Genomic DNA, 16,734 nt, shown 5'->3' with positions numbered 1-16,734 from the left:
TCTTAATGCAATCTTAATCCGCTGATTCTGCACGTTCGCGGACAATTTCGCCCCTCGTTGCGCGCTCTTCCTGTCGAGCGTTGCGACTTGAACGTTCTGCCAATCACTGGTCCTCGCCGCAACCGCCAAGGTCCGGGCTTCTTCAAAGGAAATCTTCATGCGATTTTTCAACAGTGGCTTGCTTGCAGCGATGGCCGGGATTGTCTTCAGCCAGCTGGCGCACGCCGCACCGACTGCCGCACCGGAAACCTCTTCACGCTGGGTCAGTGCGGGCGGAGCCCTGACCGAGTGGGTTGTCGCAATGGGGGCTCAAGCCCGACTGGTGGGCGTTGACACCACCAGCCAGCATCCCGAATCGCTCAAGTCATTGCCGAGCATCGGCTATCAGCGGCAACTGTCGTCTGAAGGCATTCTCAGCCTGCGCCCGGATGTGCTGGTCGGCACTGAAGAGATGGGGCCGCCGCCGGTACTGGCGCAACTGCGTGCTGCCAACGTGAAAGTCGAAGCCTTCTCGGCCGACCCGGACATGGCCGCCCTGAAAAGCAACCTGCAACGCCTGGGGGCACTGCTGGGAGATACAGACCGTGCAGCCCGCTTGATCGACAGTTATCAACAGCAGATGGATAACCAGCAGGTGTGGATCGCCCAGGCTCAAAAGGGCAGTGCGGCACCGGGTGTTCTGCTGTTGGTCGGGCATGGCGGTGGCAAGCCGATGGTGGCTGGCAAGGGAACGGCGGGTGACTGGCTGATCCGGCAGGCGGGCGGTCACAACCTGGCGACCCATGACGGCTATAAAGTGTTTTCGGTCGAAGCCATGGCTGGCCTGAGCCCCAAGGTGCTGATCGTGGCTGACCGGACCTTGCGCGGGGAGGCTGCACGCAAGGCGCTGTTCAAGGAGAACCCGGCGTTGGCCGCTACACCGGCGGCGAAGGACGGGCGTTTGTTCGATCTGGACCCGACGCTGCTGGTCGGCGGCCTGGGGCCTCGTTTGCCCGAAAGCCTGCAACAACTGTCTCAAGCGTTTTATCCGGATGCCAGACCCTTGAGTGCTGCGGTTCGGTCTGAGCCATGAGGGCTCTGGTAGCACCGCGCGTGCTGTTTATCGGGTTAAGCATTCTGTGTCTCGTTTCATTCTGGTTGTCACTGGCACTTGGCCCAATGAGCTTGCCGCTATCCGATACCCTGCGCGCGGCCTTGAGGCTGGCGGGATTGCCTGTCGCAGGAGAAGGGCTCGAGCAGGCTGAACTGATTCTCGGCCAGATACGTGTGCCGCGGACCTTGCTGGGGTTGGCGGCAGGGGCTGTGCTGGCGTTGACGGGTGTGGCGATGCAGGGGCTGTTTCGCAATCCGTTGGCTGACCCGGGGTTGGTCGGTGTTTCCAGCGGGGCTTCTCTGGGGGCGGCACTGGCAATCGTTGGCGTTACGTTATGGGGCAATGTCCCGGATGCGATCGCTCCTTATCTCTTGTCCGTCTGCGCCGTGGCAGGCGGTCTGGTCGTAACCAGCGTGGTGTACCGTTTGGGACGGCGCGATGGCCAGACCAGTGTGGCAACCATGTTATTGGCCGGTATTGCGCTGACAGCCTTATCGGTGGCGATCATCTGTCTACTGACCTACCTGGCCGATGATGCCACTCTTCGGACCCTTACTTTCTGGAACATGGGCAGCCTCAACGGTGCTTCTTATATAAGGCTATGGCCGTTACTGCTGGTAGGCGTGTTCATCATTTTCTGGTTACCGCGCCGGGCCGAGGCTTTGAATGCCTTGTTGCTGGGGGAGTCTGAGGCGCGGCATCTCGGGATCAACGTTGAAGTGCTCAAGCGCGAACTGGTTTTCTGCACGGCACTGGGGGTCGGCGTTGCGGTAGCGGCTGCCGGCATGATCGGTTTCATCGGGCTGATCGTGCCGCATCTGGTGCGATTGGTGGCGGGGCCGGATCACCGGGTGCTTTTACCCGCGTCTGCGCTGGCGGGCGCCGGCCTGCTGCTGTTGGCCGATATTTTTTCGCGCATTGTGATGGCGCCTGCCGAACTTCCCATCGGTATCGTCACGGCATTGTTGGGAGCACCTTTCTTCCTGTATTTGCTGATACGAGGACGCAGTTGATGTTGCGAGCCGAAAATCTGTGCATCTGTCGGGGCGGACAGACTGTTCTGGCCGATATCGATCTGCAAGTGCTGCCGGGACAGATCCTGGGCGTGCTCGGGCCCAATGGCGCAGGCAAAAGTACGTTGTTGGCGGCGCTGAGTGGTGAGCTCAAGCCCACGACCGGTGAGGTCTGGCTGGAGCAGCGCCCGCTTGCCCGGTGGGAGGGGGCTGCGCGGGCGCGAAGTCTGGCGGTATTGCCGCAAAGTTCGACCCTGAGTTTCTCGTTCCGTGTCGATGAAGTGGTCGCAATGGGGCGTCTGCCTCATGACACCGGTCGCGAAATCGATGAAGGGATCGTGCGCGAGGCCCTTCAGGCGGCCGATGCCCTGCACCTCGCCGGGCGCAGTTATATGGCTCTGTCGGGCGGTGAGCGTCAGCGCGTGCATCTGGCGCGGGTGCTGGCGCAATTATGGCCTGGCACACAGGGTTGCACGTTGTTGCTCGATGAGCCGACCTCGATGCTCGATCCTTTGCATCAACACACGACCTTGCAGGCTGTTCGTGACTTTGCCGACCGGGGAGGGGCGGTGCTGGTCGTTCTGCATGACCTGAATCTGGCCGCTCGTTACTGTGATCGGCTTTTGCTGCTCAATGCGGGAAGGGCCTATTCGCTGGATTGCCCCGAAGTTGTTCTGCAGTCCGATGCACTCAAGGACGTATTCGGTCTGGACGTGTTGGTGACGGCTCACCCTGAACGGGGGCATCCGCTGATCATTGCGCGTTGACTTGTGCTTTCAAGGGACGACTTTGGCTCAGTCTTTTCCTTTCTTCATGTAGTTCATTTCCCAGGTTGTGGCGTGCTCAGCCCTTGAGATTCGGGCTCGTATATTGTCCGCCCATGTTTTCGGGAGCGGGACGCCATGAGAGAAATGACCGTAGAAGATGAGCAACTGGCTCTTCATGCCTTGAGCCTCATTGACCTGTTTGCCTTTAACAGCGGTGACACCGAGCAGCGAATTGTGGGGATGTGTCAGCGTGCGCTGACCCCGGTGGGGCCTGTCGCCGCCGTCTGTGTGCATTCGCGTTTCGTATGCCTGGCCCGGACTTCCCTCGATCGTTTGTTTGCACCGGCCATTCGGGTGGTGGCGCTGGTCAATTTCCCTTACGGCGGTTCCAGCCTTGAACCGGTGTTAGCCGAGACGCGTGCCGCAGTGATATCCGGTGCCGATGAGGTTGATGTCGTGTATCCCTTTCGTGCGCTTCTGTCAGGTGATCAGCAGACCGGGTTGCAGATGATCGCGGCCTGCAAGGAGGTCTGTGGCAGCCGTGTGAAGTTGACGGTCACCCTCGAAACCGGTGATCTGCGTGATCCGCAAATGATTCTTCAGGCCTGTCGAAACGCGATTCTATCGGGGGCCGATTTCATCAAGAGTGGCACTGGCAAAGGGCTTGCCGTGACGACTTCCCAGGCGGCCCGCATCATTCTTGAGTCGGTTGCCGAAGTGGGAGGGCAGGTCGGTTTCAAGATCGCCGGAGGCATTCGCACCTTTGATGATGCAGGGACCTTTCTGAAAATGGCGCACGCCCGGTTCGGACCGCAGTGGCTCAATGTGGACAGGGTTCGACTGGGCTCTTCGGGCTTGCTGGACGATTTGTTGGTGCGGCTGGGGGTACAGGAGGAGAACGCCAGCCGGCTTTGATGGCACTTTCGGACGGCCAAAAAAAGACCCGGCAAAAAGCCGGGTCAAAAACCGTGATTAGCCTGATGAGGAGATAATCTGAAAGTCCGAACCAAGGTCTTTCAGGTTATCGGCCAGTCTCGCGACCGGTTGTGATAATCATAACGATTCTCATTTCTAAGTCAACAACTCTTTTTTCGCGAATGAGCAGGGCGCACGCAAGCAAGCCCGTGCATACGTGAATGCCTGAAGCGGGGGAGTGGAGTGGGAGAGAGAATCAATGCCGCACAAGCCCGGCATGCCTTGCGCATGCGGGCTTGATTCGTGCGACGGCTCAGCGTGTGTGGTAGCGCATCCGGGTGCCGAAGGTCACGGACATCCGGATTTCATCTGCCGACAACTCTGGCGGAAAGAAGACTCCTGAAATCTGTGCATGCGCAATGCTTGCACCTTCCAGTGGCGTATGGCGCAAGTCCAGGCCGCGAAGGTCGGCTGACCGGAAGTAGGCATCGGTGAAGTCGATGCCTGTCGGGTCAAGCGCTCGCAAGTCCAGCCCCCGGAAGTCACCGCCGGCCATATCGATCGTGCCGGTTTTGGGCTTCTCCTGGTTGAAGCCTTCGATATCATCTCTACGCAACAGCATGTAAAGCGGCGAATCGAGCTGTTTGGGCTGGCTCATGGGTGCCTCTGGGGTACGTTGGAATTATGACGCCATTATATCGCCATCATTGTCGAGCCGTGAAGCGCTACCTGCTAAACGGCTCGACGGTTGTGTCACAGGCCTGGCAAGCGCTGGCGAAGGTTATCCACAAGCTCATCCAGGTCGCTGCTTTTGTTGGTTTCAATGTGCTTGCTGCACAGGATTTCATCCGCGGTCAGTGGTTCGCGGCTGGCCTGCTGGGCTTCGATGACTTCCAGAGTGGCATCTGAAGGGTCATTGTTCTGCTCCTGACGCTGCTTGAGCCAGCCGGCGATGACCGCCTGCGGCGCTTCGCAATCCAGAATCAGAAAAGGCACACCCGTTGTTTCGGCAGCTTTGGCCGCAGCATTACGGTGTTCCTGCTTTAAATACGTGGCGTCGATCACAACTGAGAAACCTGCACGCAGAACCGTCTCGGCCAATTGATGCAGGCGGTCATAGGTCGCTTTGCTCGCGTCGGCGCTGTAAAGCCCGGCCTGTTCCGTGAACAGGCGCTTGCGCTCGACATCCGAACGCAGGCGAATGGCTCCGAGCGCTTCGACCAGTCGCATTGCCACGTGGCTCTTGCCGACGGCAGAGACGCCATGGGTGATGGCCAGGAAGCTGGACGGGATCGCACTGTAGCTCTCTGCCAGGTTTGCATAGTTGCGGTATTGGCGCAGGGTCGCGGCGCGCTGGACGCCGTCGGCATCCGCCGGCTGGCTGAACAGGGCGACCTTGGCGCGGACCATGGCGCGATAGGCTTTATAGAAGTTGAGCACTTCGAGGCCCTGATAGTCGCCACTCAATTCCAGGTATTGGCTGATGAGGCGCCGGGACAGGGATTTCAGGCCGCGATCTTCCAGGTCCATGGCGAGGAAGCCGATGTCGGCGTAGACATCGGTCATGCGGAAGGGCTCGTTGAATTCGATGCAGTCGAACAGCACCACGTTGCCATCGATGACCGTCGCGTTCCCCAGGTGAATGTCACCATGACATTCACGAATGAAGCCCTCTGCCTTGCGCTGGGCCAGGAGGGGTTTCAGGCGCTCGAAGCTCGACTCGGCCCATGCCTGTAAGGAATCGAGTTGCTGCAGATCGGCATTTTCGCTGATGAGCGGGCGAATCTGCTCAAAGTTTTGCAGGACTGGGGCCATGACGCTGTCAGGCGAGCCCAGCTCATTTTCAGTGGTTACCTGCGGCGCGCTGAGATGGAATTCAGCAATCTGCCGGGCCAGTTCATCGATGTGGCCGGTGGTCAGTTCGCCATTGGCTTGCAGGGTGCTGAGCAGGCCGTCTTGCGAGAACTGGCGCATCTTGAGGGCGTACTCGATGACTTCTCCGTCGCCGCCCAGTTGTGGCGCTTCCGCCGAGCCGGTGACCGGGATCACTTCCAGGTAAAGGCCTTCTGTCAGGCGCTGGTTCAGGCGCAGTTCTTCATGGCAGAAGTGTTTGCGGGCATCGAGTGTCGTGAAATCAAGGAAGCCGAAATTCACAGGCTTCTTGAATTTGTAGACATAGGTGCCGGTGAGCAGGACCCATGAAATGTGCGTCTCTATAACCTGGAAACTCTCCACCGGATGAGGGAAGAGGGCGGGGTTTTGCAGCGCTGCAATCAGTGACTGGCTCACGGACGATCCTTCAAGAGTAGATTCAGAAATGTAATTGCTCAGGCCCGCCATTATGGCCGCTCGACGCAAGGCTGCAAACCGCTTGCCCGGGTGCCTGTCGGCTGTCGGCAAAGTGCGTATAATCCGCGGCCATGACTCGATCTCGCACATCTCGTAAAGCTAAAAAACAAACTTCCGGCAGTCTTCGCAAGTGGATGGGCTGGGCGTTGAAGCTCGGTATTGTCGGCTTTGTAGCCCTGGCCTGCGTTGCCGTTTACCTAGATGCCGTCGTCCAGGAGAAGTTTTCCGGCAAGCGCTGGACCATTCCCGCCAAGGTGTATGCCCGGCCTCTGGAGCTGTTTGTCGGGCAGAAGCTGAGCCGCGACGACTTCCTCATCGAACTCGATGCGCTGGGCTATCGCCGCGAAAGCGTTGCCAATGGTCCGGGTGCGGCTTCGGTCAACGGCAACACCGTGGATCTCAACACGCGCGGCTTTCAATTCTATGAAGGCACCGATCCGGCCCAGCAGGTGCGCGTGCGTTTTTCCGGCGATTATGTGGCGGACCTGACTTCAGGCAGCAACGGTGCAAAACTCGCAGTGGCCAGGCTTGAGCCGTTGATGATCGGCGGCCTGTATCCGAAGAATCTGGAAGACCGCATCCTGATCAAGCTCGATCAGGCACCGCCTTATCTGCTCGATGCACTCGTCACGGTCGAGGACCGGGACTTCTATCACCATTTCGGGGTCTCTCCCAAGTCCATCGCACGTGCCCTCTGGGTCAACACGTCGCAAGGGCAGATGCGCCAGGGCGGCAGTACGCTGACCCAGCAGTTGGTCAAGAACTTCTACCTGACCAACGAGCGCAGCCTCACCCGTAAACTGACCGAAGCCATGATGTCGGTGCTGCTGGAGCTGCATTACAGCAAGCAGGAAATTCTTGAGGCCTACCTCAATGAAGTGTTCGTCGGTCAGGACGGTCAGCGTGCGGTGCACGGTTTCGGTCTGGCCAGCCAGTACTTTTTCAGCCAGCCGCTGTCGGAGCTGAAGATTCATCAGGTGGCGTTGCTGGTCGGGCTGGTCAAAGGGCCTTCCTATTACAACCCGCGCCGCAATCCCGAGCGTGCGCTGGAACGTCGAAACCTGGTTCTCGACCTGCTGGAGCAGCAAGGTGTCGCTACGGCACAGGTCGTCGAGGCTGCCAAGAAGATGCCTCTGGGCGTGACCAAAACCGGCAGTCTGGCGGACAGCTCGTTCCCGGCGTTCCTGGATCTGGTCAAGCGTCAGTTGCGTGAAGACTACCGCGACGAGGACTTGACCGAAGAAGGGCTGCGCATCTTCACCAGCTTCGATCCGATCCTGCAGATGAAATCCCAGGCGGCCATGGACGATACGTTCAAGCGCCTGACCGGGCGCAAGGGCTCGGACGAGGTGGAAGCGGCCATGGTCGTGACCAACCCCGAGACAGGAGAAGTGCAGGCTCTGCTGGGCAGTCGTCAGGCCGGTTTTGCCGGTTTCAACCGCGCCATCGATGCGGTGCGGCCGATCGGCTCGCTGGTCAAGCCGGCGATCTATCTCACCGCGCTGGAACGTCCGAGCCAGTACACCCTGACCAGTTGGGTGGCCGACGAACCGTTCCAGGTCAAAGGTGCCGATGGCCAGGTCTGGAAACCGCAGAATTACGACCGCAAGTCGCACGGTAATATTTTCCTGTACCAAGGGCTGGCTCACTCCTACAACCTGTCGACGGCCAAGCTGGGCCTTGAACTGGGCGTGCCCAATGTATTCAAGACCCTGGCGAAGCTGGGCGTGACACGTGAGTGGCCGGCCTATCCTTCGATGCTTCTGGGGGCTGGCGGGTTGAGCCCGATGGAAGTCGCCACGATGTATCAGACGATTGCCAGTGGCGGCTTCAATACGCCCATGCGCGGTATCCGCAGTGTGTTGACGGCCGAGGGTGAGCCGCTCAAGCGCTATCCGTTCCAGATCGAGCAGCGTTTCGATCCGGGAGCGATCTATCTGGTGCAGAACGCCATGCAGCGGGTGATGCGGGAAGGGACGGCCAAGTCGGTGTACAACGTACTGCCTGCGTCGCTGAATCTGGCGGGTAAGACCGGTACCAGTAACGATTCGCGAGACAGCTGGTTTGCAGGCTTCAGTCAGGATTTGCTGGCTGTCGTGTGGATGGGGCGTGACGATAACGGCAAGACGCCTTTCACGGGAGCCAGCGGTGCCCTGCAGGTCTGGACCAGTTTCATGCGCAAGGCCGATCCGCTGCCGCTGGACATGGCGCTGCCGGACAACGTGGTTCAGTCCTGGGTCAATGCGCAGACCGGTCAGGGATCGGATGCCAACTGCCCGAATGCCGTACAGATGCCGTATATTCGCGGCAGTGAGCCGCAGCCCGGTGAAACATGCAGCGGTAGCCCGGCACCCGCCACTGAAGTGATGGATTGGGTCAAGGGTTGGTTGAACTAAGTGATGAGGGTGTGACGTGAAAACATGGTGGATTCCGGCTTTAACGGCGCTGGCATTGCTCAATGGTTGTGCCAGTGTGCAACGTGGCTCGATCCCGGTCGTGGATTCGGGCTCCAAGGTTTCTAACAGCGAGCGTGTTTCGGCTTCGCGTAACACGGCTTATCGAGCCAACACCGCCCAGGCTGCGCAGGCTCAGGCCGTGCCGCAGGATTCCGGTGTTGTCGTGATGGTTCCGGGCGGTTCTGCGAGCCAGAGCTTCTCTGCGCCTGCGGCCCAGTCATCGTTCACGATCGATACGCCGCCGGTTTCCCAGGCACCGATCAGTTCGGCGCCCATGAACAACTACAGCATGCCGAGCACCTCGGCACCGAGCGGCATTCCTTCCAGCTCGGGCGGTCTGTCGGCCGACGAGCAACTGGATGGCCCGGTATTGGCGTTGTTGACCACCGCTCAGCAACAGCAAGGCAGCGGAGACCTCAATGGCGCTTCGTCGAGTCTTGAGCGTGCCCAGCGTGTGGCACCGCGCGAGCCTCAAGTGCTTTATCGTCTGGCGCAGGTGCGTCTGGCTCAGGGTGATGCGGCGCAGGCCGAGCAACTGGCCCGTCGTGGCCTGACCTATGCCAGCGGTCGCGCCAGCCTGCAATCGAGCCTTTGGGAACTGATTGCCCAGTCGCGTGAGAAACAGGGTGATTCGGCAGGTGCGGCATTGGCTCGTCAAAAGGCACAGGTTCTCTGATGGACAAGCGTCTGCCTGAAGTGGCTGAGCAACTGTTGCTGATCGAACGGGAACTGCGTGTGCTGGGTTGGTGGGATGAGACGCCACCCAGCGAGCTGGCCCTGTCCAGCAAGGAGCCGTTCTGTGTCGATACTCTGGAGTTCGAGCAATGGCTGCAATGGATTTTCCTGCCCAGGATGAAAATCATCCTGGAACAGAATCTGCCCTTGCCCAATGCCTCGGGAATTCTGGAAATGGCCGAGATGGTCTATTCGACGCGCCAGGGTGAAACCCGGCAGTTACAGGAGCGTCTGGCCCGGTTCGATCAATTGATCACCGAAGCCCGCTGATTCATCGCATCCGCTAGCGACAGAATTCGGCGATGCTCTTTTCTGTCTCGGCAATACGCGCCTTTCGCTCATCTTCCGTCAGGCGCTTTGTTCCCCCTTCGGTCTGCGCACGCACTCTCGGGTTGTTCTGCAACAGCGCGAGGTTGTTACGCATGATTTCACAGTTCTCGGCCAGCCTGGCTTCCTGGACTTTCACCTGTTTCTTGACCCGTGCATCGATTTCCTGCTGTTGTGGGTCGGCTTCGATAGCCGATGGCGCGACAGGAGGCGGTGGCGGTCTCTGCACATTGATCTCTTGTACCGTCTGGCCTGCTGGCGGTTGAGCATCGAAGTGAGTCACCCCTTGAGCATCGACCCATTTATAGATCGGGGCTGCATGGGCGGTAATACCTGCCGCCATCGTGAGTGCAGCTGCGAGGGTCATCCAGCGCATAGTGCTTCCTTGAAAAATCAGTGCTGCGCCAAACTACCATAACCGCATCCGTGAGTCCGAATGAGTGCATCGAAGAGGTACTGCCTTGAAGAAAGCTCACGGATGACTTGACTTGCGGGGGGCGAATCACAACAATTCAAAGTTCGCTGTAGAAGGACTGCCAGAAGCAGACCGTCTCGGTAGATCATGAGGCGCACACCCGCGCCGACCTGTAACACCCGCAACGCGTTACCTCGCGCTGGGTGGGAATGTTCCGCAACACTCAGGGACATCCCAATACTTGCTCAGTCAGTGCTGACGTAGTCGGCGACCACCGTCGCTCATGCTCTGCTTGGCAGTAAACCTAATAAGACCCGCCCCGGATTGGGCGGTATTCTGGCGTTTTAGAGGTGAACAACGTGGAGCTTTTATCTGGCGCTGAAATGGTCGTCCGCTTCCTGCGTGACGAAGGCGTTAAGTACATTTACGGGTATCCGGGTGGTGCCCTCCTGCATGTCTACGACGCACTGTTCAAAGAGCCGGCTGTAAACCATATTCTCGTTCGTCATGAGCAGGCTGCCACGCACATGGCCGATGGCTATGCCCGTGCGACCGGCAAGGCTGGCGTGGTTCTGGTGACGTCCGGTCCAGGTGCAACCAATGCCATCACCGGTATTGCCACTGCCTACATGGACTCCATCCCGATGGTGGTGTTGTCAGGTCAGGTTGCCAGCACACTGGTGGGCACTGATGCCTTCCAGGAGACCGATATGATCGGTATCTCCCGGCCTATTGTGAAGCACAGCTTCATGATCAAGCATCCCTCGGAAATCCCGGAAGTCCTGAAGAAGGCCTTCTATCTGGCGCAGTCCGGTCGTCCAGGTCCTGTCGTTGTCGATATTCCGAAAGACATGACCAACCCGGCCGAGAAATACGAATACGTTTTCCCGAAAAAAGCCAAGCTGCGCTCCTACAGCCCGGCCGTTCGTGGTCACTCGGGGCAGATCCGCAAGGCCGTCGAAATGCTGGTGGCTGCCAAGCGTCCGATCATCTACGCCGGTGGTGGCGTGGTGATGGGCAACGGTTCCGACCAGTTGACCGAACTGGCCCGACTGCTCAACGCCCCTGTTACCAACACCCTGATGGGCCTCGGCAGCTATCCGGGCACCGACCGCCAGTTCGTGGGCATGCTCGGCATGCACGGCAGCTACACCGCCAACCTGGCCATGCACCACACTGATGTGATCCTGGCCGTGGGCGCACGTTTCGATGACCGTGTCATCAACGGTGCCAGCAAGTTCAGCCCGAACGCCAAGATCATCCACATCGATATCGACCCGGCTTCGATCTCCAAGACCATCAAGGCCGACGTGCCTATCGTCGGGCCGGTCGAGAGCGTGCTGACCGAAATGGTCGCCACACTCAAGGATATCGGCGAGACCCCGAACAAGGAGTCCGTCGCGGCCTGGTGGAAACAGATCGACGAGTGGCGTGCCGGCGGCGACCTGTTCCCCTACAACCGTGGCGATGGCAGTGTCATCAAGCCTCAGACCGTGATCGAAACCCTGTGCGAAGTGACCAAGGGCGATGCCTACGTTTCTTCCGACGTGGGCCAGCATCAGATGTTCGCGGCTCAGTACTACCGCTTCAACAAGCCTAATCGCTGGATCAACTCCGGTGGCCTGGGCACCATGGGCTTCGGTTTCCCGGCGGCCATGGGCGTCAAGCTGAGCTTCCCGGATGCGGACGTCGCCTGTGTTACCGGCGAAGGCAGCATCCAGATGAACATCCAGGAACTGTCGACCTGTCTGCAATACGGTCTGCCCGTGAAGATCATCCTGCTCAACAACGGCGTGCTCGGCATGGTCCGTCAGTGGCAGGACATGAGCTACGGCGCTCGTCACTCGCATTCCTATATGGAGTCGCTGCCTGACTTCGTGAAACTGGTCGAGTCCTATGGGCACGTGGGTATTCGGGTCACCGACCTGAAAGACCTGAAGCCGAAGATGGAAGAAGCCTTTGCCATGAAGGATCGCCTGGTGTTCCTCGATATCCAGGTCGATGTGACCGAGCACGTCTATCCGATGCAGATCAAGGACGGCTCCATGCGCGATATGTGGTTGAGCAAGACGGAGCGGACATAATCATGCGGCACATCATTTCCTTGTTGCTGGAAAACGAACCGGGTGCGTTGTCTCGTGTCGTCGGACTCTTTTCGCAGCGTAACTACAACATCGAAAGCCTGACCGTGGCTCCGACCGAAGACCCGACCCTGTCGCGTCTGACGTTGACCACTGTCGGTCACGATGAGGTGATCGAGCAGATCACCAAGAACCTCAATAAACTGGTTGAAGTGGTCAAGCTGGTCGATCTCTCCGAGAGCGCTCACATCGAGCGTGAACTGATGCTGGTCAAGGTCAAGGCCACCGGCGCGCAGCGTGCCGAGATCAAACGCACCACGGACATCTTCCGTGGGCAGATCGTTGACGTGACGGCCAGCGTGTACACCGTACAGTTGAGTGGTACAAGCGACAAACTGGACAGCTTCATTCAGGCCATCGGCACCGCCGCTATCCTGGAAACAGTACGCAGTGGCGTGACGGGCATTGCCCGTGGCGACAAAGTGCTGAGCATCTAACTCATTTAGCAAATGGCCTGAAGGCCTAGATAACAGGGGAATTCCATGAAAGTTTTTTACGACAAAGACTGTGACCTTTCGATCATCCAGGGCAAGAAAGTCGCCATCATCGGCTACGGTTCCCAGGGCCACGCTCAAGCGTGCAACCTGAAAGACTCCGGCGTTGATGTCACTGTTGGCCTGCGTAAAGGTTCGGCTACTGTCGCCAAGGCTGAAGCTCATGGCCTGAAAGTGACTGACGTTGCTTCCGCCGTTGCTGCTGCCGACCTGGTCATGATCCTGACCCCGGACGAATTCCAGGCCCAGCTGTACAAGAACGAAATCGAGCCGAACCTGAAGAAAGGCGCAACCCTGGCTTTCTCCCACGGCTTCGCGATTCACTACAACCAGGTCGTGCCACGCGCTGATCTGGACGTGATCATGATCGCGCCAAAGGCTCCAGGCCACACCGTACGTACCGAGTTCGTCAAGGGCGGCGGTATCCCTGACCTGATCGCTGTTTACCAGGACGCTTCGGGCAACGCCAAGAACGTCGCTCTGTCCTACGCTTCGGGCGTTGGCGGTGGCCGTACCGGTATCATCGAAACCACGTTCAAGGACGAAACCGAAACCGACCTGTTCGGCGAACAAGCCGTTCTGTGCGGCGGTACCGTTGAACTGGTCAAGGCTGGCTTCGAGACTCTGGTTGAAGCGGGCTACGCGCCGGAAATGGCTTACTTCGAGTGCCTGCACGAACTGAAACTGATCGTTGACCTCATGTACGAAGGCGGTATCGCCAACATGAACTACTCGATCTCCAACAACGCCGAGTACGGCGAGTACGTGACCGGCCCTGAAGTCATCAACGCCGAATCCCGTCAGGCCATGCGCAACGCTCTGAAGCGCATCCAGGACGGCGAATACGCGAAGATGTTCATCAGCGAAGGCGCTACCGGCTACCCATCGATGACTGCCAAGCGTCGTAACAACGCTGCTCACGGCATCGAAATCATCGGCGAACAACTGCGCTCCATGATGCCTTGGATCGCGGCGAACAAGATCGTCGACAAGAACAAGAACTAAGGTTCTTCCGTTCTGAAAGGACGCGGCCAATCGGCCGCGTTTTTTCGTTATGGGGTCAGGGTCTGGTATAAAGCTGCATCGTTTGTCGACGAACCCTCGTCGCAGACCCCTGTCGAACCTTTTCACACCGCTGCAAGGTAATGTCCATGAGCGAACGTCCTGAAGAGCCAAACAAGGCCTCTGACGCCGAAAGTCTGCTGCCTATCGATGAACATGTAGAGGAAGGCCATGACGCCGAAGGGCGCAAGGTCCGTCACCGCGGCATCTATCTGCTGCCTAACCTGTTCACCACTGCGAACCTGTTCGCGGGCTTTTATTCCATTATCAGTTCCATGAGTGCCCAGAGCGCCTTGAGCGCTGGGGACACGGCTGCGGCAAGCAAGTATTTTGCATTCGCAGCCATCGCGATCTTCGTGGCCATGGTGCTCGACGGTCTTGACGGTCGTGTTGCACGCATGACCAATACTCAGAGTGCTTTTGGCGCCGAATACGACTCCCTGTCCGACATGGTTGCCTTTGGTGTTGCTCCGGCATTGCTGGCATTCGGCTGGGCGCTGGGCGACATGGGCAAGGTCGGCTGGATGGTCGCCTTCATCTATGTGGCGGGCGCGGCGTTGCGACTTGCTCGTTTCAATACCCAGGTGGGCAAGGCTGACAAGCGCTACTTCATCGGTCTTGCGAGCCCGGCGGCGGCGGGTGTCGTGGCGGGAACCGTCTGGGCGTTCAGCGACTTCGGAATCCAGGGCTCGAAGCTGTCTTTCCTGGTGGCCTTGCTGGTCGCGGCAGCAGGCATGCTGATGGTCAGCAACATCAAGTACAACAGCTTCAAGGAACTGGACCTGAGAGGTCGGGTGCCGTTTGTTGCGATTCTGGTGGTCGTATTGGTGTTCGCAGTGGTGTTCAGCGATCCTCCGCGCATTTTGCTGTTGATATTCCTCGGTTATGCGCTATCCGGACCTGTTCAGTACCTGTTACATCTTCGTCGGCATAAAAACGCCGAGTGATCGGATATCCCTCATACTCCGTAAATAACAGGTGCATCAGCTCACCCCGTTTACGGAGTCATCATGCTAATCAAACTCCCCTCGACGTCCGACTCCAGAGAGTCGGACGTTACACCTGAAGACATCTACCTTTCTCGTCGTGCATTGCTTGCCGGTTCGCTTGCCGGGCTGGCGGTGACGGCCATGCCGCGGCTGGCGAATGCGCAGGATCCGTCCCGGTACGCCGATGTCGAGGCGGGGAAGGCGCCGGCCTGGTTTTCCGAGAAGCTGCCGGGCACTCAATGGCAGGCCGTCAACGTCAAGGACGAGGCGATCACGCCCTTCAAGGATGCCACTCACTACAACAACTTCTATGAACTCGGGACCGACAAAGGCGATCCGGCTCGTAATGCGGGGGCGTTGAAGACCGAGCCGTGGAGCGTGGTTATCGATGGTGAGGTCGGCAAGCCGGGTCGTTATGCCCTGGAAGACTTCATGAAACCCTACCAGTTGGAGGAGCGCATCTATCGACTTCGCTGCGTGGAGGCGTGGTCGATGGTCATTCCCTGGATCGGCTTCCCGATCTCGGCATTGCTCAAACAGGTGGAGCCGACTTCCAAAGCCCGTTATATCCGCTTTGAGACGCTCAAGGATCCTCAGTCCATGCCGGGGCAGCGTTCCGACTTTGCCTTGATCGACTGGCCATATGTCGAAGGGTTGCGGCTGGATGAGGCGATGCATCCATTGGCCATCCTTGCCGTGGGCATGTACGGAAGAGAGCTGCCTGGTCAGAACGGTGCGCCGCTGCGTCTGGTGGTTCCCTGGAAGTACGGCTTCAAGAGCGTGAAGTCCATCGTGCGAATCAGTCTGGTCAGCGAGCAGCCGAAAACCACATGGCAAAGCATCGCGGCCAATGAATATGGTTTCTATGCCAACGTGAACCCGACGGTCGATCACCCTCGCTGGACACAGGCCCGTGAGCGTCGTCTGCCGAGCGGGCTGTTTAGCCCTAATGTTCGTCAAACCGAGATGTTCAACGGGTATGGGGAAGAGGTGGCCTCTCTATATACCGGGATGGATCTGAGGAAGGATTACTGATGCGATATCCGTTCTGGCGTATTGGCGTTTTTCTGGCTGCCGGGGCTTTCCCCGTTTTCTGGTTGTATCAGGCCTGGATATTTGCACTGGGGCCTGACCCAGGAAAGGTGTTGGTCGATCATCATGGGTTGGGGACCTTGATTCTGCTTCTGATTACCCTGGCGATGACGCCTTTGCAGCGAGTGACCGGCTGGCCGGGATGGATTGCCGTACGCAGGCAGTTGGGGCTGTGGTGCTTTGCTTATGTTGTGCTGCACATGACGATGTATGCACTGTTTATCCTGGGGCTGGATTGGGGGCAGTTAGGGGTTGAACTGGTCAAGCGGCCTTACATTATTGTCGGGAGCCTGGGCTTCCTCGGATTGCTGGCGCTGGCCGTGACCTCCAACCGTTACAGCCAGCGTCGTCTGGGCGTGCGTTGGAAGAAGCTCCACCGGCTTGTTTATGTGATTCTGGGGTTGGGCTTGCTGCATATGCTCTGGATAGTCCGGGCGGATCTCAAGGAATGGTCTTTATATGCCGTGATAGGGGCTGCATTGCTGCTTCTCAGGATTCCGCCGATTGCCAGGCGTATCCCTCGGTTCAATGCCCGAAAATCAGCGGGTCCGATAAAAAACTGAATTAAGTGTTGACGGGCGATTTAATGTCTCTATAATTCGCCCCACTTCTGGCGCAGACGGATCTGAAAAAGCCTTATAAATCAACGATTTATAAGTGTTTTTGACGGTAGGCTTCGCAGAAGGGCTTCGGTCGCGGTTGGGTCGAAAGCGGTTCGAGAAAAGGGTTTGACAGCGTCTCGCGATGCTGTAGAATTCGCCTCCCGCTGACGAGCAACAGGTAGTTGATCGAAGCGCAAGTGATTGAAGTTGAAAAAGAAATTTTGAAAACTTCGTAAAATAATCGCTTGACAGATTCTGAGGTCGCTGTAGAATGCGCGCCTCGG

The 16,734-nt window shown here is 58.4% G+C and carries 16 protein-coding genes; 13 read left to right on the top strand and 3 right to left on the bottom strand.

Annotated features, from left to right (window positions below; all coding sequences use genetic code 11):
* The first annotated feature begins 157 nt into the window (after positions 1–157).
* The 4 genes from ACIPY9_RS14305 to deoC all read left to right on the top strand — a co-directional run bounded on the left by ACIPY9_RS14305 (position 158) and on the right by deoC (position 3,788).
* Positions 158–1,072 carry a hemin ABC transporter substrate-binding protein gene (locus ACIPY9_RS14305; RefSeq protein ID WP_400702157.1) on the top strand — a complete coding sequence of 305 codons (915 nt, stop codon included), beginning with the start codon at positions 158–160 and terminating at the stop codon, positions 1,070–1,072.
* Positions 1,069–2,106 carry a FecCD family ABC transporter permease gene (locus ACIPY9_RS14300; protein WP_400702154.1) on the top strand — a complete coding sequence of 346 codons (1,038 nt, stop codon included), beginning with the start codon at positions 1,069–1,071 and terminating at the stop codon, positions 2,104–2,106. The genes ACIPY9_RS14305 and ACIPY9_RS14300 overlap by 4 nt, the downstream gene beginning before the upstream one ends.
* Complete coding sequence (locus tag ACIPY9_RS14295; RefSeq protein ID WP_400702151.1) at positions 2,106–2,873, top strand: heme ABC transporter ATP-binding protein; 768 nt, start codon at positions 2,106–2,108, stop codon at positions 2,871–2,873. The genes ACIPY9_RS14300 and ACIPY9_RS14295 overlap by 1 nt, the downstream gene beginning before the upstream one ends.
* 135 nt (positions 2,874–3,008) lie before the next feature.
* Complete coding sequence (gene deoC, locus ACIPY9_RS14290) at positions 3,009–3,788, top strand: deoxyribose-phosphate aldolase (RefSeq protein ID WP_400702148.1); 780 nt, start codon at positions 3,009–3,011, stop codon at positions 3,786–3,788.
* A gap of 313 nt (positions 3,789–4,101) precedes the next feature.
* On the opposite strand, the gene ACIPY9_RS14285 is transcribed toward deoC, so the two are convergent.
* Both ACIPY9_RS14285 and ACIPY9_RS14280 read right to left on the bottom strand, forming a co-directional pair.
* On the bottom strand, positions 4,102–4,446 hold the full coding sequence (locus ACIPY9_RS14285; RefSeq protein WP_400702145.1) for a pentapeptide repeat-containing protein: 345 nt from the start codon (positions 4,444–4,446) through the stop codon (positions 4,102–4,104).
* Between the two features lie 95 nt (positions 4,447–4,541).
* Positions 4,542–6,077, bottom strand: a complete 1,536-nt coding sequence (locus ACIPY9_RS14280) for a bifunctional aminoglycoside phosphotransferase/ATP-binding protein (RefSeq protein WP_400702142.1) — start codon at positions 6,075–6,077, stop codon at positions 4,542–4,544.
* A 131-nt stretch (positions 6,078–6,208) separates the two neighbouring features.
* Between ACIPY9_RS14280 and mrcB the strand changes: the two genes are divergently transcribed.
* From mrcB to ACIPY9_RS14265, 3 genes are read left to right on the top strand one after another with little or no spacing between them, the layout of a single operon-like run.
* Positions 6,209–8,533, top strand: a complete 2,325-nt coding sequence (gene mrcB, locus ACIPY9_RS14275) for a penicillin-binding protein 1B (protein WP_400702139.1) — start codon at positions 6,209–6,211, stop codon at positions 8,531–8,533.
* 16 nt (positions 8,534–8,549) lie between these two features.
* A complete protein-coding gene (locus tag ACIPY9_RS14270) occupies positions 8,550–9,269 on the top strand; it encodes a tetratricopeptide repeat protein (RefSeq protein WP_400702136.1) in 720 nt (239 codons plus the stop codon).
* Positions 9,269–9,598 carry a YqcC family protein gene (locus tag ACIPY9_RS14265; RefSeq protein ID WP_400702133.1) on the top strand — a complete coding sequence of 110 codons (330 nt, stop codon included), beginning with the start codon at positions 9,269–9,271 and terminating at the stop codon, positions 9,596–9,598. Before ACIPY9_RS14270 ends, ACIPY9_RS14265 begins: the two co-directional genes overlap by 1 nt.
* A gap of 13 nt (positions 9,599–9,611) precedes the next feature.
* Here the strand turns inward: ACIPY9_RS14265 and ACIPY9_RS14260 are convergent, their stop codons facing one another.
* The gene (locus ACIPY9_RS14260) at positions 9,612–10,031 is read right to left on the bottom strand and encodes a DUF4124 domain-containing protein (protein WP_400702130.1); all 420 of its coding nucleotides are present in this window, start codon (positions 10,029–10,031) and stop codon (positions 9,612–9,614) included.
* Between the two features lie 398 nt (positions 10,032–10,429).
* Here ACIPY9_RS14260 and ACIPY9_RS14255 point away from each other — a divergent pair, with 398 nt between their 5' ends.
* The 6 genes from ACIPY9_RS14255 to msrQ all read left to right on the top strand — a co-directional run bounded on the left by ACIPY9_RS14255 (position 10,430) and on the right by msrQ (position 16,411).
* Positions 10,430–12,154, top strand: a complete 1,725-nt coding sequence (locus ACIPY9_RS14255; RefSeq protein ID WP_400702127.1) for an acetolactate synthase 3 large subunit — start codon at positions 10,430–10,432, stop codon at positions 12,152–12,154.
* A gap of 2 nt (positions 12,155–12,156) precedes the next feature.
* Positions 12,157–12,648: an acetolactate synthase small subunit gene (ilvN, locus tag ACIPY9_RS14250; protein ID WP_025258538.1), complete on the top strand. Its 492-nt coding sequence runs from the start codon at positions 12,157–12,159 to the stop codon at positions 12,646–12,648.
* A gap of 45 nt (positions 12,649–12,693) precedes the next feature.
* Complete coding sequence (gene ilvC / locus ACIPY9_RS14245) at positions 12,694–13,710, top strand: ketol-acid reductoisomerase (protein ID WP_117166276.1); 1,017 nt, start codon at positions 12,694–12,696, stop codon at positions 13,708–13,710.
* Positions 13,711–13,856: 146 nt separating this feature from the next.
* Complete coding sequence (pssA, locus tag ACIPY9_RS14240; protein WP_400702122.1) at positions 13,857–14,714, top strand: CDP-diacylglycerol--serine O-phosphatidyltransferase; 858 nt, start codon at positions 13,857–13,859, stop codon at positions 14,712–14,714.
* 63 nt (positions 14,715–14,777) lie between these two features.
* Positions 14,778–15,791: a protein-methionine-sulfoxide reductase catalytic subunit MsrP gene (gene msrP / locus ACIPY9_RS14235; RefSeq protein WP_400702120.1), complete on the top strand. Its 1,014-nt coding sequence runs from the start codon at positions 14,778–14,780 to the stop codon at positions 15,789–15,791.
* On the top strand, positions 15,791–16,411 hold the full coding sequence (gene msrQ, locus ACIPY9_RS14230; protein WP_400702117.1) for a protein-methionine-sulfoxide reductase heme-binding subunit MsrQ: 621 nt from the start codon (positions 15,791–15,793) through the stop codon (positions 16,409–16,411). Before msrP ends, msrQ begins: the two co-directional genes overlap by 1 nt.
* Positions 16,412–16,734 lie beyond the last annotated feature (323 nt).

It is taken from the genome of Pseudomonas sp. NPDC089734 (assembly GCF_044748865.1).
GTDB lineage: Bacteria > Pseudomonadota > Gammaproteobacteria > Pseudomonadales > Pseudomonadaceae > Aquipseudomonas.
The sequence above is the reverse complement of the archived record's forward strand: the minus strand, read 5'-3'. Positions and strand labels throughout refer to the sequence as shown.

Bases quoted from the DNA above. Each gene is read 5' to 3' on its own strand.
- ACIPY9_RS14305 (WP_400702157.1), top strand. From the start codon at position 158: ATGCGATTTTTCAACAGTGGCTTGCTTGCAGCGATGGCCGGGATTGTC.
- ACIPY9_RS14300 (WP_400702154.1), top strand. From the start codon at position 1,069: ATGAGGGCTCTGGTAGCACCGCGCGTGCTGTTTATCGGGTTAAGCATT.
- ACIPY9_RS14295 (WP_400702151.1), top strand. From the start codon at position 2,106: ATGTTGCGAGCCGAAAATCTGTGCATCTGTCGGGGCGGACAGACTGTT.
- deoC (WP_400702148.1), top strand. From the start codon at position 3,009: ATGAGAGAAATGACCGTAGAAGATGAGCAACTGGCTCTTCATGCCTTG.
- ACIPY9_RS14285 (WP_400702145.1), bottom strand. From the start codon at position 4,446: ATGAGCCAGCCCAAACAGCTCGATTCGCCGCTTTACATGCTGTTGCGT.
- mrcB (WP_400702139.1), top strand. From the start codon at position 6,209: ATGACTCGATCTCGCACATCTCGTAAAGCTAAAAAACAAACTTCCGGC.
- ACIPY9_RS14265 (WP_400702133.1), top strand. From the start codon at position 9,269: ATGGACAAGCGTCTGCCTGAAGTGGCTGAGCAACTGTTGCTGATCGAA.
- ACIPY9_RS14260 (WP_400702130.1), bottom strand. From the start codon at position 10,031: ATGCGCTGGATGACCCTCGCAGCTGCACTCACGATGGCGGCAGGTATT.
- ilvN (WP_025258538.1), top strand. From the start codon at position 12,157: ATGCGGCACATCATTTCCTTGTTGCTGGAAAACGAACCGGGTGCGTTG.
- ilvC (WP_117166276.1), top strand. From the start codon at position 12,694: ATGAAAGTTTTTTACGACAAAGACTGTGACCTTTCGATCATCCAGGGC.
- pssA (WP_400702122.1), top strand. From the start codon at position 13,857: ATGAGCGAACGTCCTGAAGAGCCAAACAAGGCCTCTGACGCCGAAAGT.
- msrP (WP_400702120.1), top strand. From the start codon at position 14,778: ATGCTAATCAAACTCCCCTCGACGTCCGACTCCAGAGAGTCGGACGTT.
- msrQ (WP_400702117.1), top strand. From the start codon at position 15,791: ATGCGATATCCGTTCTGGCGTATTGGCGTTTTTCTGGCTGCCGGGGCT.